Raw genomic sequence first — 14,129 nt, forward strand, 5'->3', positions numbered from 1 at the left:
CAGGGCGTCAGCGACGATTGCCACCGAGCAGTTGCAGATTCTCGTCATACAGCGCAGCCAGTAACGCTGTGCCATTACCGGCCACACGAAACCCGCCCCAGCGAGCCCGCTCGTAGACAGCGGCGGAGCCTTCTTCGAAGAAGAATGCGTTGGGTCCGATACTAGCGCCCCAATCACCCCGACGAATGCGCATGGAAATCACCCCCGGCTCGACGGCCGGCTGACTTCCGGTGCCCGCCAGCACCGCCCTGCCTTCCGCCCCCACATGCATATAAGCATAGGCGGGTTGTGGCTCGCCGGCGGGCAGCTGCGCGTCCACGGCAAAGCGCAGGGCCATGTAGTCGCCCTGCATCAACGAACGCGGATCAACTGGTGCCAGCTCAAGCAGCACCAGTTGGCCGTCCCGCAATGTACGCTCGAATCCCAGCACCGCGTGAACCACCACCACGCCCACCAGCAGCCAGGCGGCCACGATCCCGCCACGCTCAATGCTCATTTTCGCCCTCCCATTGCCGCAGCAGATATCCGCGCAGGCCGAGCAGCAGCAGGCCACTGATCACCAGCAGCAGGGATTTGTGCAGCAGACTGATATGCAGCCCGTAGTAGAAATCACCCAGGTAGAGCAGCGCGCCCAGGCCCACCAGGACCGCCCAGAAACGTTCGCAGGCATGAAACAGTGCCAACCAGAGCGCAGCAGCAACCAGCAACCCGGGCGCCTGCAGCCCCAACCCGCCCAGCAACAGCACCGCAGCGACCGCGGCGATACGCATCGGAGCGCTCAGCCCGCGACTCAGGCGCAGGGTGACACCGAGCAACAGAGCGCCGGCGCCCAGCGGGTACAACCAGCTCAGCACGAATGCCATCCGCTGATCGACCAGCATGCCGAAGGACTCCATCCAGTGTCGCTGGGCAATCAGCGGCAGCCCCAGCGCGAGCAGCGTCGCTCCCCCGCCCGCCGCACGGTACAGCGCTGCCCATCGGGACCCCGCCCAGCGATGCCGCTGCCACCAGATCCAGGTCGCAGCCACCGCCAGCAGCAGGCCGTAGCATGCCAGACCCGGATTCAGGCCCACCAGGGCGGCCCCGGCTGCCAGCGCTATCAGCGCGCACACCAGACGGTGGCTGCCGGCAGCCGGGGTCCACAGCATGCCACTGGCCAGCAGCATGGCCGCCAGCGCAGGGGGCCGATGCTGCCAGGTCTGCAGGGCATCAAGCTGAGCGACCGCCAGTACCAGCATGCCCTGCCCCGCGAGGGAAAGTGCCAGCCCCAGCTGGCCGGCAAATACACCTGAACGGCGCAACAGCCAGATGGCGGCTCCGAGCAGCAGCGCCCCAGCCGCGGCGGCCGTCGCCGGGCTGTCACCCAGCAGAGTGACCAGCGTACTGCCGATCAGCAGCGCGGCCGCCAGCCAGGCCGCAAGCCCCGCCAGCAGCACTACGAACCAGGGCACCCTGTCATGTCTGGCCAGCCGCTGCATCGCAGCCTGGTCGAGAATCCTCCGCTGATACAGGTGCTCCAGCAACCCCTGCTTCCACGTCCCGTTCACTGTCTGGACTCCCTGTACAGATGATGCAGCCACAACGTAGCCAGCGCACTGCCCACCAGTACCACCAACCCCAGCAGGTTGAGCAATGTGAAGTGGTCCACCCGATCCGCCAGCCAGTGCCCGAGCCCGGCGCTGCCCACCGCCACCAGCGAATAGGCCAGCAGCGCAAGCATGAGCAGGTCTCGCCGCAGTTCCAGATAGGTCGGGATGGCCAGCAGATAAACCAGGCCCAGGCCCACGAGAAAGCCCCGATAGCCGCCCTGCTCCCAGCCAATGCCCGCGCCCAGGCTCAGCACCGCGAGCGCCATCAGCCCCGCCAGACGGGGCAGGATCCGCCCGGCGTTCGGTGCCAGATGGCGGCCCGCCAGTTCGAACAGCAACAGCATCACCAGGTTGCCGAACGCCATACCGAACAGCGCACGGGCGCTGAAGGGGCCGACACCGGGCCAGCCCCGGGGCACGGCAAGGTAGAGCGCCAGGGCCAGGTTGGCGACCAGCCAGAACAGCAGCCAGCCGGCGGTGGATCTCGCCAGCAGCACCCAGGGCAGCATCAATACCGCCCAACCGGCGAACAGCTGCCAGATATCCGCTCCGGTCTGGTAAATCTGCCCGACCACCGCCAGCGCCGCTCCGGTGGTCAGCGCCGCGCCCACCAGACTGGCCCGGTACAGGGTCGACCCCGCCTGCAGAAACAGGGCTGCACCGGCAAAGCCGCTGAGCACCAGCAGCACGAGAGCCACCTTGTGCAGGCGATGCATGTCGTCCCAGTTGAAGGCGAAGAAGAAGATCACACCCAGCGCCAGCAACAGACAGCCGAGAAACCCCAGCAAGCGATCCAGCGCCCACCGCCAATGCGCCGCGGTAGGCTTCGGTTCTGCCGGCGCCAGCGCCTGACCGGCCTGGCCGGGTGATAACAGACCCTGCTCCACCCAGCCCAGCAACTGGTCGCGCTGACGCAGCTCATCCAGTCGGTTCATCTGCTTGCTCCCAGTCGCAGGCGCTGGACGAACTCCGGCACACTGGTGAACAGGTAGATGGCGAAAGCCACGTTGAGCAGAGAGATGATCAGGAACAACTGGGGGATACTGACACCGGCCACACCCAGCATGAACATGGCAAATACCGCAGAGATCACCATCAGCAACGAGTTGAGAATATTGTTCGCGGCGATCACCCGGGACCGCTCGTGATCATCGGTGCGGGCCTGGATCAGCGCATACAGCGGCACTATGTAGAAACCGCCGAACGTGCCCAGTCCGAGAATGCATCCCATGACCCACCAGGCCGCCGGCTGATGCAGCAGTTCCCGCCAGCTCAGCTGATCCAGCCCGACGGCGATCTGCCCAGCCCCGGCCCAGAGCAACAGCCCGAACAGCGTCAGTCCGGCTGCGCCAACCGGAACCAGCCCGAGACTCACTACCCTGCCCGTCAGCCGTTCGCAGAGCAGCGAGCCGGTCGCGATACCGATCGAGAAGACCGCCAGGATCAGGGTAACCACCGACTCGTCCCCGTGCAGATATTCATGGGTAAAGCCCGGTATCTGCGCCAGATAGGTCGCGCCGAGGAACCAGAACCAGGAGTTGGCCAGCAACGAACGGGATACCGTCTTCGACTGCCTGACCAGCCCCAGATGCAGGGTGCGGACCGACTGCCGCAGGATATTCCAGTCCAGCTGCAGCGAAGGCAGCGCAGCGGCGGTAGCGGGAATGCCCAGGCTGGCAATGAAGCCGGCCAGCGCAAAACCCAGCACCGCAAGCGACACCCACCAGGCCCACTGGTCACTGCTCATCAGCAATCCGGCGAACAGTGTGCCGCCGAGTATCGCCAGAAAGGTGCCCATTTCCACTAGGGCATTGCCGCCCAGCAATTCACGCTCCGCCAGATGCAGCGGCAATATCGAATACTTGACCGGGCCGAACAGGGCGGACTGCGAGCCCATGGCAAAGAGCACGGCAAGCATCATGGGAAGATGGCCGAGCAATACGCTCGCCGACCCGAACAGCATGATCAGGATCTCGCCGAACTTGATCAGCCGGATGAGCCGATGCTTGGGGTACTTCTCACCCAGCTGGCCGCCGAGAGCGGAAAAAAGGAAGAACGGTAGAATGAACAGCAACGCACTGAAATTGATCAGCACGTTGGGGTCCATGGTACTGCCCACCCGGAACAGGATAGCCAGCACCAGTGCCTGCTTGAACACGTTATCGTTGAATGCGCCGAGAAACTGGGTCACGAAATACGGCAGAAAGCGCCTGCTGCCCAACAACCTGAACTGCGAATGGTCCGCCATCGCTGTCATCCTTCTGATGGGAGTGCCGAAGGATGACAGCATAGCGGAACAGGGCGCGAGTTACGCCCCTCCGTCAATTCAGCGCTCGGCCAGCCCGATGGATTTCAGCCGCAGGTCGCGCCGCTCGATCCAGGACTGGATGCGCTCCTGCCGGGCTGAAGTCAGCGGGTAGCGCCTGGCCAGAAGGAACGCCGCCATGTACATGAGCACCGGACCGATGATGTACAGAACCCGCAGCGACATCAGCGAGCCGTCCGAATGGTCGGTCTGGGTGGCATCGAAACCGACCAGCGCCAGCATGCCCAGCGACAGGCCCAGCCCGATCGCCATGGCCGACTTCTGCGCCATGCCGGACATCGCAAAGAACAGTCCGGTGCGATGCTCCTTGCTGCGCGCGGTATCCAGATCCACGATATCGGCGAGCATGGACAGCGGCAGGAACTGGAAGGCCGCGAAACAGAACCCCTTGAGCGCGAACATGACGGCGAAGGGCACCAGTTGACCGGCCTGCAGGAAGAACATGCCCAGGATGCTGGCACTGGACACCGCCACCGCCACACAGAACGCATGGTGCTTGCCGATACGCCGTCCCAGCAGCAGCCAGAACGGGATGCCGAGGATGCCGATACCGAAATAAAGCAGGTACATCAGCCCTATGTAGGCCTGGATCTGAATGACATGCTGCATGAAGAACACCGACATGGCGTTGCGGAAGGACTCGCCGGTGATGACGATCAGCAGGATCAGCATGAGCCGCTTGAACGGGCCGTTGTTCTTCAGGACGCGCAGCCCCTTCTTCCAGTCGGTCTTCTGTACCGAGCGGGGCGGCGCTTCCGGGACACGTGTCACCACCAGCAACACGGTGATCGGCAGCAGGACCAGCAGCAGCCAGCCCATGCCGGCGAGAATCGGGCCGTACCCCATGCCCAGCTGCCCGTCCCGACCGACCAGCCAGATCATCGCCTGCATCAACGCACCTTCGGTTTCCCCTTCGGCAAACCGGCGGGCCATGGCCTGGACGACGGCAGGCGCCAGCGCCGCGACGAACAGGCCGACCAGAACAAAACCCTCGCGGGAAGCCGTCACCCGGCTGCGCTGATGATAGAGCGGTGAGAGTTCGGCCCCCCAGGCACCGTAAGGCAGGGTCACCATGGTCCAGCCTATGTACATAAGTACGGTCCATATCGTCAGGTGCCAGAGCCCGGCCCCCTGCGGCGGCATGAAGATCATTACTGTACTGATCAGCATCACCGGCGTACCCAGCACCAGCCACGGCTTGCGCCGCCCGAAGCGGGTCTGCCAGCGATCACTGATCATCCCCATGAGCGGGTCGGTGACCACGTCGGTCAGGCGGGCGAATACCAGAACCAGCGCCATCAACGCCATGTTGAGGCCCATTTCCTGGGCATAGAACGGCGGCAGATAGACCGCCAGCGGGTAACCGATGATGGCCAGGGGCATGCCCACCGATCCATGGATGAGGATGGTAGACCGCTTGAGAATTCCGGGCTCGCTCATTGACGCCACTCCACTGAGATTGGCAGGCGCGGCACCTGCCTTGTTGTAATTGTTCTCATCAACCGCCCTGCGCAGCGGTTATCCCGAGTCTATGTCAGGACGGGTTGCCAGGTCCTACCCATTTCTTGGGAGGCCGCGCTGTCGCCGCTCGCCTGCGGCCTCAGCCGTCGCGGCACCCGCGCCGCGAGCGGCCTGAAGACATTATAAAAGCCGAACATGGCCGGCATTCAGGCTGCTGATGACCCGCTAGCCGTACCGCTCTTCGCCCATTCCTCCCAACACGAATGCTACCGAGAATTGTTTGACAATCATTCTCATTGCGTTTAACGTGCAGTCATCGACTTCAAACCGGAGCAAGCGCCCATGTATGTATGTCTTTGCAAGGGAGTTACCGACACCCAGATCCGCGATGCGGTAACCGACGGTGCCTGCAGCATGCGCGACCTGCGCGAGCGCCTGGATGTAGCCACCCAGTGCGGCAAGTGCGGCCGGGAATGCAAATCCATCATCAACGAATACCGCCAATCCGCCGGCGTGGGTTTCGTCAACCCAGCTCAGTTCTCGATGGCGTGAATGCGTCCCGCATGCATTCGCTACTGCTTCCTATCTTCTTGATTTTCCTCCCGATTTGACAGCCCCTCCGGTGCAGATCACACTCTGTTGATAATCTGCACTCTGAGGAATACCGTCATGAAAGGCGACGCACAGGCTATCCGTCATCTCAACATCCTGCTCGGCAATGAGCTTGTGGCCATCAACCAGTATTTCCTGCACGCGCGGATGTTGCAGGACTGGGGTCTGGACAAGCTCGGCAAGCACGAATACGAAGAATCCATCGATGAAATGAAACATGCCGATGAGCTGATCAAGCGCATCCTGTTTCTTGAAGGCATTCCCAATCTCCAGGATCTGGGCAAGCTGATGATCGGTGAAAACACCCGGGAAATTCTCGAGTGCGACCTGCGCCTGGAGATCCAGGGCATAAAGGACCTCAAGGAAGCCATTGCCTACTTCGAGAGCATTGGTGATTACATCAGCCGGGAGCTGGCCGAGGACATCCTCGAATCCGAGGAAGAGCACGTTGACTGGCTGGAGACCCAGCTCAGCCTGATCGACAGGATCGGCATTGAAAACTATCACCAGTCGCAGATCAGCAACTGACAGATGCGCCTATCGGGAACGGGAGCTTCGGCTCCCGTTTTTCATTCTGGCGTGCGCATCCGTCGAATATGAGCTGGGTGCGACATACCATCGCAGGCTAATTCAGGTATATAAGACCCACACAGTAAGATTTACCCTCAGGCTTCATGGTTCAAAACACCCACTCTCCAATATATCTATAAATATCAATGAGTTAGCTATTGGCACGATCCTTGTTACGCAATGTGTATACATCGCTACACGAGGACCTGCCAATGGATACAGCCCGGATCGGCTCGAATCCTGAACCACAGCCAGAACTGTTCTATCAGGCTACTGGCTCCGAAGTACAGTTATTTGAGCAGGCTGACCGCTTCGGCATGCCGGTGCTCATCAAAGGCCCCACGGGCTGTGGCAAGACCCGCTTCATCCAGCATATGGCCCAGCGCCTCGGTCGCAAGCTGTATACCGTCGCCTGTCATGATGACCTGACCACTGCCGACCTCGTGGGCCGCCACCTGATCGGGGCCGACGGCACGTTCTGGCAGGACGGCCCGCTCACCCGCGCCGTGCGCGAGGGCGCCATCTGCTATCTGGACGAGGTCATCGAGGCGCGCAAGGACATTACCGTTGTCCTGCACCCGCTGGCTGACGACCGCCGTATCCTGCCTCTGGAGGCCACCGGCGAAGAGCTGCAGGCGGCACCGGGCTTCATGCTGGTGGTGTCCTACAACCCGGGCTATCGCAACCTGTTGAAGGGGCTCAAACCCAGTACCCGTCAGCGCTTCGTGGCCATGTCCTTCGATTATCCCGACGCCGCCACGGAGAGCCACATCATCCAGCACGAGTCTGCTCTGGACCCGGCCCGCGCCGACCAGCTGGTCGCGCTGGGCAATGCTGTCCGCCATCTGGGCCAGCACGACCTCGAAGAGGCACCGTCCACCCGCCTGCTCATTCATACCGCACGCCTGATCGCAGCCGGAATGGACCCGCGCCAGGCCTGCGAGGCCTGCATGGCGCAGCCGCTGACCGACGAGCCCACAGCCCAGGCAGCGATCATGGACATCGTCCGTCTGCATTTCGCCGAACCCGGACAGGTCGAGGCCAGAAAGAAAATCGCCTGAACGGCGAATACGCATCCGCATAACCCGAGGAGATCAACATGTCGGAGCGCTTTACCAAGGGCATGGCCCGCAATATCTACTACGGAGGCGGCATGTTCTTCATGCTGCTGTTCATCGGCCTGACGGTGGATACGGTCACGGCAATCCCGGAACGGGAGAACCGCGATCAGCTCACCGCCTCGGTCGCCCATGGCAAGGAGCTGTGGGAGACCAACAACTGCGCGGGCTGTCACTCGCTGATGGGGGAAGGTGCGTATTTCGCGCCGGAACTGGTCAACGTATTCAACCGTCGCGGACTGGATAACGAAGCGGCATTCCGCGCCTATTTCGGCGCCTGGATGAGTGCCATGCCCACCAACGTGCCGGGCCGACGCCAGATGCCCCAGTTCAACCTGAGCGAAGAAGAGCTGGATGCCATGTCGGATTTCCTGATCTGGTCCTCGCGTATCGATACCAACGACTGGCCGCCGAACAAGGAAGGCTGAGCAGCACCGGGCTTACTCTGACAGCATAAGGAATCACATCATGAAATACGCTTCACAGGCGGTGGCAAAGCCCTACTTCGCTGTTGCCATGCTCTTGTTCGTTGGCCAGATCGTCTTCGGGCTGATACTCGGCACCCAGTACATCATCGGCGACTTCCTGTTTCCGGAAATCCCCTTCAACGTGGCTCGTATGGTGCACACCAACCTGCTGATCGTCTGGTTGCTGTTCGCCTTCATGGGCGCGACCTACTACCTGGTGCCCGAGGAAGCCCAGACCGAGCTCTGGAGCCCGAAGCTGGGCTACTGGCTGTGCGGGATCTTCGCCGTGGCCGGGGTACTGACGATCCTCGGCTACCTGCTGGTGCCCTACTCCACCCTGGCGGAAATCACCGGCAACAAGTACTTCCCGACCATGGGTCGCGAGTTCCTCGAGCAGCCGACGATCACCAAGATCGGCATAGCGCTGGTGGTGGTGGGCTTCATCTTCAACATCCTGATGACCATCCTCAGAGGCCGCAAGACCGTGGTCAACATGGTACTCATCACCGGCCTGATCGGTCTGGGCGTGTTCTGGATGTTCGCCTTCTACAACCCGATGTCGCTGGTCATGGACAAGTACTTCTGGTGGTGGGTAGTGCATCTGTGGGTGGAAGGCGTGTGGGAGCTGATCCTTGGTGCGATCCTGGCCTTCATCCTGATCAAGACCACGGGCGTGGACCGTGAAGTGGTCGAGAAGTGGCTGTATCTGATCATCGCCATGGCGCTGATCTCCGGGATCCTGGGTACCGGTCACCACTACTTCTTCATGGGTGCGCCGGACTACTGGCTGTGGATCGGCTCGATCTTCTCCGCCATCGAACCGCTGCCTTTCTTCCTGATGGTGCTGTTCGCCTTCAGCATGCTCCGGCAGCGTCGCCGGGAACACCCGAACAAGGCCGCCGTCACCTGGGCCCTGGGTTGCACCATCATGGCCTTCCTCGGTGCGGGCGTCTGGGGCTTCCTGCATACCCTGGCTCCGGTGAACTACTACACCCACGGCACGCAGCTCACTGCGGCCCACGGCCACCTGGCGTTCTTCGGCGCCTACGCGATGATTGCCATGGCCATCATCTCCTACGCCTGGCCTAAGCTGCATGGCCGCGAGTGCAACAGCCCGCAGGCACAACGGGTGGAAATCTGGTCCTGCTGGATCATGAGCATCAGCATGCTGGCCATCACCCTGCTGCTGACCTGGGCCGGCTGGATCCAGATCGAGCTGCAGCGGCTGCCGGGCGATGCAGGCGCAATGGGCTACATGCAGACCCAGGACGCCATCATGCACGTGTACTGGATGCGTCTGATCGCCGGCTTCGGCTTCGCCATCGGGCTGGGCATGTATCTGTACAGCTTTCTGGTGGCACGCAGCACCCGCGAAGAGTCTCCGGTACTGATTCAGGCCGCTTGAGGGAGGCGTTGTTGTTGGGGCTGCCATGCAGCCCCATCGCCCCGAGGTCGGGGCTCCTACAACACCATCCGAGCCAAACAGAACGATTTTTGCAGGAGCGGCGCCGGAGCGCCGGACCGCCCCGCCGCGATTGGCGCGCAAAGCGCGCCCCGGCAGCCGCGCCAACATCACACAAGCCACTGGGAGCAACGCAATGGAAGAAGCCGTAGGTATCCGCTGGCACCGGCTGATCACCCGTCTTGCCGGCAGCGGGTTTCCCGACGCCGCGGTCAGACTGGAGGACGAAGGTCCGCGTCTGGCCATGGTTTTCCGCGCACTCAGCGGTGATCCCGGGCTGGCCATCAAGGCCAGCACCGATCGCAATATCAATACCTGGCGCCCCCTGGCTCACCGTCTGGCCGGCACCGGTCGCCGCCACGCTCTGGCCTGGCGAGAGGCCGATGCGCTGCGAGTGCCCGAGTCGCTGGCAGTCTTTCCGGACAGCTCCCTGAACCGCGACCTTTACCTGTGGTTGACCGCCATGGCCAGTCAGGCGAGCGCCCTGCCTGCTGGTGACTGGCTGCAGGGCAACCAGCAACTGGTGCTGAAAACCCTGGCCGCCTATCCGGGACTGGGGGATATCTACCGCACCCTGGCCGAGTGTCTGGTCACCCTGCGCCAGACACGGCGCATGCCGGCAGAGCAGCGCCAGCGCGAAGCCGCTCTGCAGCGTGCGCTGCTGTCGCCGGGGAGCCAGCCGGCCCTCCCCGCCGCCCCGGGTCAGCCCTGGCCGGTGGCGCTGTGGCTGTACCCCTTGCCGGAACAGCCGCCGCACCTGCCCCGCGCCGCCAATGACGACGGCAGTGGCGAATCCGGCGGTAACGGCAAGGTGCGCCAGAGCCGCCAGCGCAAGCAGGCAAAGTATGTCGACGATAGCCAGAACCGCAACGGCATGATGATCTTCCGGCTGGAAAGCCTGTTCTCCTGGTCCGAATTCGTGCCGGTTGACCGCTGTGAAGACGACAGCGATGACGAGGACAGCGAGCAGATCGCCGAGGACCTCGATTATCTGAGCCTGTCGCGCAGCCCCAGTACCAGTGCCTCGCGCATCAAGCTGGATCTCGACCTGCCCTCGGCAGCGGAAGACGACATACCCTTGACGGAGGGCTGCCTGTTCCCTGAATGGGACTGGAAGAAGCAGCAACTGCGGGACAATCACTGTCGGGTCATTCCGATGCTGCCCCGTGATGCCACACCCGCCCCGCTGCCCGAGCGCCTGCAACCGCTGGCGCGCACTCTGCGCCAGCGCTTCGAGGGGCTGCGCCCCCAGCGGGTCTGGCAGAAGCGTCAGGCCACCGGCACCCTGCTGGATCTGGACGCCTGCCTGCATTTCGCCGCCGAGCGCCAGCGCGGCTCCGCCAGCTCCCAACCCGCTCTGTGGAAGCGTGAATCGGCGCAGCACAGGGATCTGTCCTGCCTGGTTCTGGCTGACCTGTCGCTGTCCACCGAGGCCTGGGCGGACAACAGCCACCAGGTCATCGATGTGATCCGTGACAGTCTGCACCTGCTGGGCGAGGCGCTTGATGCCGGGCATGACGATTTCGCCATGTACGGCTTCTCATCCCGTCGCCGCGACCATGTGCGTTTCAATCTCATCAAGAACTTCGCCGAGCCCTGGGGCGACACCATCCATGGTCGCATCAGTGAACTCAAGCCCGGCTATTACACCCGCATGGGTGGCGCCATCCGCCAGGCTACCGAGATTCTCCGGGACAAACCGTCGGAACAACGCCTGTTGCTGCTGCTCACCGACGGCAAGCCCAATGACCTGGATATCTACGAAGGCCGTTACGGCATGGAGGACACTCGCCAGGCCCTGCTGGAAGCACGCAAGGCCGGCATCCAGCCGTTCTGCGTCACCATCGACCAGCAGGCCGCTGACTACCTGCCTTACCTGTTCGGCCAGCAGCGTTACCAGCTGATTCGCCAGGCGGCAGAGTTGCCCAGCCTTCTGCCGAAGCTCTATCTGTTACTCACCGGGAGGTCCAGTTGATGCGCAGTCCCGATTCTGCCCTGCCATACGATAGCGCCACCCGCACCGCACGCCTGCCCGGTGACCTGGCGATGTGGTGTTTCATCCTCGCCGAGCTGCTGGCATTCTTGTTCCTGCTCGGCAGCATGGCATTCGCCCGCGGCCACTGGAGCGAGATGTTCAGCCAGGGCATCGCCACCCTGCATCCTGAAGCCGGGCTGACCAATACGCTGATCCTGCTGACCGGCAGCTACTTTGCCGCACGGGGCGTACGCCGCGCCGCGACTGGTCGGCACAGGGCGCTGGCCCGGGGCTTTGTATTGGCGGCGCTGTGCGGGCTGGCCTATGTGGTGATCAAGATCACCGAATACGGCCTGCTGTTCGGTGACGGCTACAACCTGCGGACCAGCACCTTCTATTTCTTCTACTTCTTCACCACCTTCTTTCACATGGCCCATGTATTGATCGGTATGGCCATTCTATTGGTGGTAGCCCGACGCTTTCACAGCGGCCATTACCCCAACCGGGAAAAGGCCCGCATGGCCGGCGAGTCGGCCGCCAGCTACTGGCATATGGTCGATCTGGTCTGGCTGGCCCTGTTTCCGCTGTTGTATGTACTGCCATAGGAGCTGCGCATGAGACGCTACATGCTGGAAATCGGGCTGGCCGCCCTGCTCGGCCTGACCCTCGGCGCCTGGCTGATCGGGCATAACGTCAATGCCGGCTGGGTGGTCGGCGGCGTACTGGCCATGACCTTCGTGAAGGGGCAATGGCTGATCGACGAGTTCATGGAGCTGCGCCCCGCACCCCGATGGCTGCGCTGGGTGGTGAGCGGCTGGCTGGTGCTGGTGGTCGGGATGACGGCGCTGTTCAATATGTAAGTGGCTTTTTCCCCCTCTCCCCCGGCCCCTCTCCCGCGAGGGGAGAGGGGTGACTGCTGTGCAAACCGGCAACATGGGTAACAGATCAGACCGGCAACATGGGTTACACAGGTTACGGTATGGGCGAGGAGGACCAGCGCATGTCCTGACAGAGACTTGTGTAATGGGTCTGATTGCCGACTGGCTGCGGGATGAGTACAGCGCAAGCGTGCAAGGTGAGACACCCATGGGGTCGGCACCGCTTGCCCCCCTCTCCCCTTGCGGGAGAGGGGTCGGGGGGAGAGGGGGGAAGGGTCAGCCCAGCGGTCGCGCCTCTGCCGGCCCGCCCTGCTCCTTCACTGCCGCCCCAAGCCAGCTGATCAGTTGCCACAGGCGTGGCGGCATCAGTTCCGAATCCAAGCTGTCCACCAGATTCTTCACCGCCAGGCCCAGATCGGTATCGCCCTCGATCACCAGCCGCCGACGGAAGAACAGGGTGTCCGGGTCCTCCTGACGACTGGCCAGCAGCAGAAACTCCTTCCAGTTGCCGCGGATCAGCACATCCACCGGCGAGTCCTTCGCCACACGCAAGCCGATGCGATCGCGGGTCAGACTCCAGGCCATGCCCAGGTCGCTGACCTCGATGCGCAGCCAGCGCCCGGCAAGCACATCGAACTCGCCATCTGCCAGCGGCTCGGTGAACAGCCGCTTCATCGCCTGCTCCAGCACCAGCTTCTGCAACCCGAACGGCACGTGCCGCCCCAAAGGCAGCAGCGGCCCGCCGGCGCGCAATACCAGGTGACCGACCCTCAACACAGCCCTGCCTCCTCTACCGTGACCATGCCCGGCTGGCCATGCCAGTATCCGTTGCAGCCATCCAGCGCCAGCGGGGGTGGGCTGCCACGGCGTACCCGGTCGAACATCTGCACTATCTCACCCATATCCTGCGAGCGCGGGCTCAGCCGCAGGGCGCCGATGCCCATCTCCCGCATGCGCGGGTATTCGGCCAGCAGGTTGCTGACGCCCCCGGACATGGTCTGGATGCCATTGAGAGTAAAGAGCACCTGGCCCTCCTGGGTAGTCATCGGTATGCCATCCGGGTAGTTCTGACAGATGAAGCCGCAATCGTCCTTGGGCAGGTTCTCGGCCCGGGCGGTGAAGCAGCGCGCCGAATAGGCCAGCGGCAGATGCCCCCAGGCGAAGACCTCGATTTCCGGCAGACCGATACCCGCCTCCCGGGCCTGCTCCATCAGCGCGGCCAGCAGGTCGGCGGAGCACTCCACCGGAGGTACCCAGCGGCCCATGCCGCGGCTGACCAGCTCGTTCAGGGTATGAGCGTTGTAGATATTCAGGGCAGGGCCGCCAACGAACTCCACCCCCTGGCTGGTCAGGAACTGCACCGCAGCCATGTCATTGGCCTCAACCTTGATCTCGCCGTTCTCGCACAGCCTTCGCAGACTGCCGAGTTCCGAGGCCGCTTCGATCAGAGTCAGCCCCGACAGCACCACCTCGGCCCCGCTGGCCTGGCGCAGATCCCTCGCCAGGCCGATCCAGTCATCCAGCGACAGCGCGCGCCGCTTGGAACAGACGGTCTCGCCCAGATAGATGGCATCCAGGGGCTGCTCCACCATGTCCGCATAGAAATCCATGATCGCCTGGCGCTGCCAGTAGAACAGGATCGGACCCAGTGTCAGTTTCATCATCACTCTC

15 protein-coding genes are annotated in these 14,129 nt (G+C 63.0%); 8 read left to right on the plus strand and 7 right to left on the minus strand.

Going from position 1 to position 14,129, the window contains the following annotated elements; all coding sequences use genetic code 11:
- Nucleotides 1–7: 7 nt before the first annotated feature.
- From IEW63_RS06625 to IEW63_RS06645, 5 genes are all read right to left on the minus strand, one after another.
- Nucleotides 8–496, minus strand: coding sequence for a GDYXXLXY domain-containing protein (locus IEW63_RS06625; RefSeq protein ID WP_188635819.1), 489 nt, complete (start codon nt 494–496; stop codon nt 8–10).
- Nucleotides 486–1,547 (minus strand): DUF4401 domain-containing protein, encoded by a 1,062-nt coding sequence (locus IEW63_RS06630; protein ID WP_188635820.1) that lies wholly within the window; start codon nt 1,545–1,547, stop codon nt 486–488. The genes IEW63_RS06625 and IEW63_RS06630 overlap by 11 nt, the downstream gene beginning before the upstream one ends.
- Nucleotides 1,544–2,524 carry a DUF2157 domain-containing protein gene (locus IEW63_RS06635; protein WP_188635821.1) on the minus strand — a complete coding sequence of 327 codons (981 nt, stop codon included), beginning with the start codon at nt 2,522–2,524 and terminating at the stop codon, nt 1,544–1,546. The genes IEW63_RS06630 and IEW63_RS06635 overlap by 4 nt, the downstream gene beginning before the upstream one ends.
- On the minus strand, nt 2,521–3,837 hold the full coding sequence (locus IEW63_RS06640) for an acyl-[ACP]--phospholipid O-acyltransferase (RefSeq protein ID WP_188635822.1): 1,317 nt from the start codon (nt 3,835–3,837) through the stop codon (nt 2,521–2,523). The genes IEW63_RS06635 and IEW63_RS06640 overlap by 4 nt, the downstream gene beginning before the upstream one ends.
- A gap of 78 nt (nt 3,838–3,915) precedes the next feature.
- Complete coding sequence (locus tag IEW63_RS06645; protein WP_188635823.1) at nt 3,916–5,355, minus strand: MFS transporter; 1,440 nt, start codon at nt 5,353–5,355, stop codon at nt 3,916–3,918.
- Between the two features lie 363 nt (nt 5,356–5,718).
- Between IEW63_RS06645 and IEW63_RS14700 the strand changes: the two genes are divergently transcribed.
- The 8 genes from IEW63_RS14700 (at nt 5,719) to IEW63_RS06685 (ending at nt 12,440) form a co-directional block, all read left to right on the plus strand.
- A complete protein-coding gene (locus IEW63_RS14700; RefSeq protein ID WP_188635824.1) occupies nt 5,719–5,928 on the plus strand; it encodes a bacterioferritin-associated ferredoxin in 210 nt (69 codons plus the stop codon).
- A gap of 117 nt (nt 5,929–6,045) precedes the next feature.
- Nucleotides 6,046–6,516 carry a bacterioferritin gene (gene bfr, locus IEW63_RS06655; protein ID WP_188635825.1) on the plus strand — a complete coding sequence of 157 codons (471 nt, stop codon included), beginning with the start codon at nt 6,046–6,048 and terminating at the stop codon, nt 6,514–6,516.
- A gap of 254 nt (nt 6,517–6,770) precedes the next feature.
- Entirely contained in the window at nt 6,771–7,619 is an 849-nt protein-coding gene (locus IEW63_RS06660; RefSeq protein ID WP_188635826.1) for a CbbQ/NirQ/NorQ/GpvN family protein, read from the plus strand.
- Between the two features lie 38 nt (nt 7,620–7,657).
- A complete protein-coding gene (locus tag IEW63_RS06665; RefSeq protein ID WP_188635827.1) occupies nt 7,658–8,104 on the plus strand; it encodes a c-type cytochrome in 447 nt (148 codons plus the stop codon).
- Nucleotides 8,105–8,144: 40 nt separating this feature from the next.
- Nucleotides 8,145–9,548 (plus strand): cbb3-type cytochrome c oxidase subunit I, encoded by a 1,404-nt coding sequence (locus IEW63_RS06670; RefSeq protein ID WP_188635828.1) that lies wholly within the window; start codon nt 8,145–8,147, stop codon nt 9,546–9,548.
- Nucleotides 9,549–9,741: 193 nt separating this feature from the next.
- A complete protein-coding gene (locus IEW63_RS06675; RefSeq protein ID WP_188635829.1) occupies nt 9,742–11,580 on the plus strand; it encodes a nitric oxide reductase activation protein NorD in 1,839 nt (612 codons plus the stop codon).
- Nucleotides 11,580–12,185 (plus strand): cytochrome c oxidase subunit 3, encoded by a 606-nt coding sequence (locus IEW63_RS06680; protein WP_188635830.1) that lies wholly within the window; start codon nt 11,580–11,582, stop codon nt 12,183–12,185. Before IEW63_RS06675 ends, IEW63_RS06680 begins: the two co-directional genes overlap by 1 nt.
- Nucleotides 12,186–12,194: 9 nt before the next feature.
- Entirely contained in the window at nt 12,195–12,440 is a 246-nt protein-coding gene (locus IEW63_RS06685) for a cytochrome C oxidase subunit IV family protein (RefSeq protein ID WP_188635831.1), read from the plus strand.
- Between the two features lie 294 nt (nt 12,441–12,734).
- Here IEW63_RS06685 and ubiT read toward each other — a convergent pair whose 3' ends face one another.
- Together ubiT and IEW63_RS06695 are read right to left on the minus strand one after the other, a co-directional pair.
- Nucleotides 12,735–13,235, minus strand: a complete 501-nt coding sequence (gene ubiT / locus IEW63_RS06690) for a ubiquinone anaerobic biosynthesis accessory factor UbiT (protein ID WP_373288214.1) — start codon at nt 13,233–13,235, stop codon at nt 12,735–12,737.
- Nucleotides 13,229–14,119: a U32 family peptidase gene (locus IEW63_RS06695; RefSeq protein ID WP_188635832.1), complete on the minus strand. Its 891-nt coding sequence runs from the start codon at nt 14,117–14,119 to the stop codon at nt 13,229–13,231. Before IEW63_RS06695 ends, ubiT begins: the two co-directional genes overlap by 7 nt.
- Between the last annotated feature and the right edge of the window lie 10 nt (nt 14,120–14,129).

It is taken from the genome of Halopseudomonas pertucinogena (assembly GCF_014646575.1).
In the GTDB taxonomy this organism is placed as follows: Bacteria; Pseudomonadota; Gammaproteobacteria; order Pseudomonadales; family Pseudomonadaceae; genus Halopseudomonas; species Halopseudomonas pertucinogena.

Bases quoted from the DNA above. Each gene is read 5' to 3' on its own strand.
- IEW63_RS06625 (WP_188635819.1), bottom strand. From the start codon at position 496: ATGAGCATTGAGCGTGGCGGGATCGTGGCCGCCTGGCTGCTGGTGGGC.
- IEW63_RS06635 (WP_188635821.1), bottom strand. From the start codon at position 2,524: ATGAACCGACTGGATGAGCTGCGTCAGCGCGACCAGTTGCTGGGCTGG.
- IEW63_RS06640 (WP_188635822.1), bottom strand. From the start codon at position 3,837: ATGGCGGACCATTCGCAGTTCAGGTTGTTGGGCAGCAGGCGCTTTCTG.
- IEW63_RS06645 (WP_188635823.1), bottom strand. From the start codon at position 5,355: ATGAGCGAGCCCGGAATTCTCAAGCGGTCTACCATCCTCATCCATGGA.
- IEW63_RS14700 (WP_188635824.1), top strand. From the start codon at position 5,719: ATGTATGTATGTCTTTGCAAGGGAGTTACCGACACCCAGATCCGCGAT.
- bfr (WP_188635825.1), top strand. From the start codon at position 6,046: ATGAAAGGCGACGCACAGGCTATCCGTCATCTCAACATCCTGCTCGGC.
- IEW63_RS06660 (WP_188635826.1), top strand. From the start codon at position 6,771: ATGGATACAGCCCGGATCGGCTCGAATCCTGAACCACAGCCAGAACTG.
- IEW63_RS06665 (WP_188635827.1), top strand. From the start codon at position 7,658: ATGTCGGAGCGCTTTACCAAGGGCATGGCCCGCAATATCTACTACGGA.
- IEW63_RS06670 (WP_188635828.1), top strand. From the start codon at position 8,145: ATGAAATACGCTTCACAGGCGGTGGCAAAGCCCTACTTCGCTGTTGCC.
- IEW63_RS06675 (WP_188635829.1), top strand. From the start codon at position 9,742: ATGGAAGAAGCCGTAGGTATCCGCTGGCACCGGCTGATCACCCGTCTT.
- IEW63_RS06680 (WP_188635830.1), top strand. From the start codon at position 11,580: ATGCGCAGTCCCGATTCTGCCCTGCCATACGATAGCGCCACCCGCACC.
- IEW63_RS06685 (WP_188635831.1), top strand. From the start codon at position 12,195: ATGAGACGCTACATGCTGGAAATCGGGCTGGCCGCCCTGCTCGGCCTG.
- IEW63_RS06695 (WP_188635832.1), bottom strand. From the start codon at position 14,119: ATGAAACTGACACTGGGTCCGATCCTGTTCTACTGGCAGCGCCAGGCG.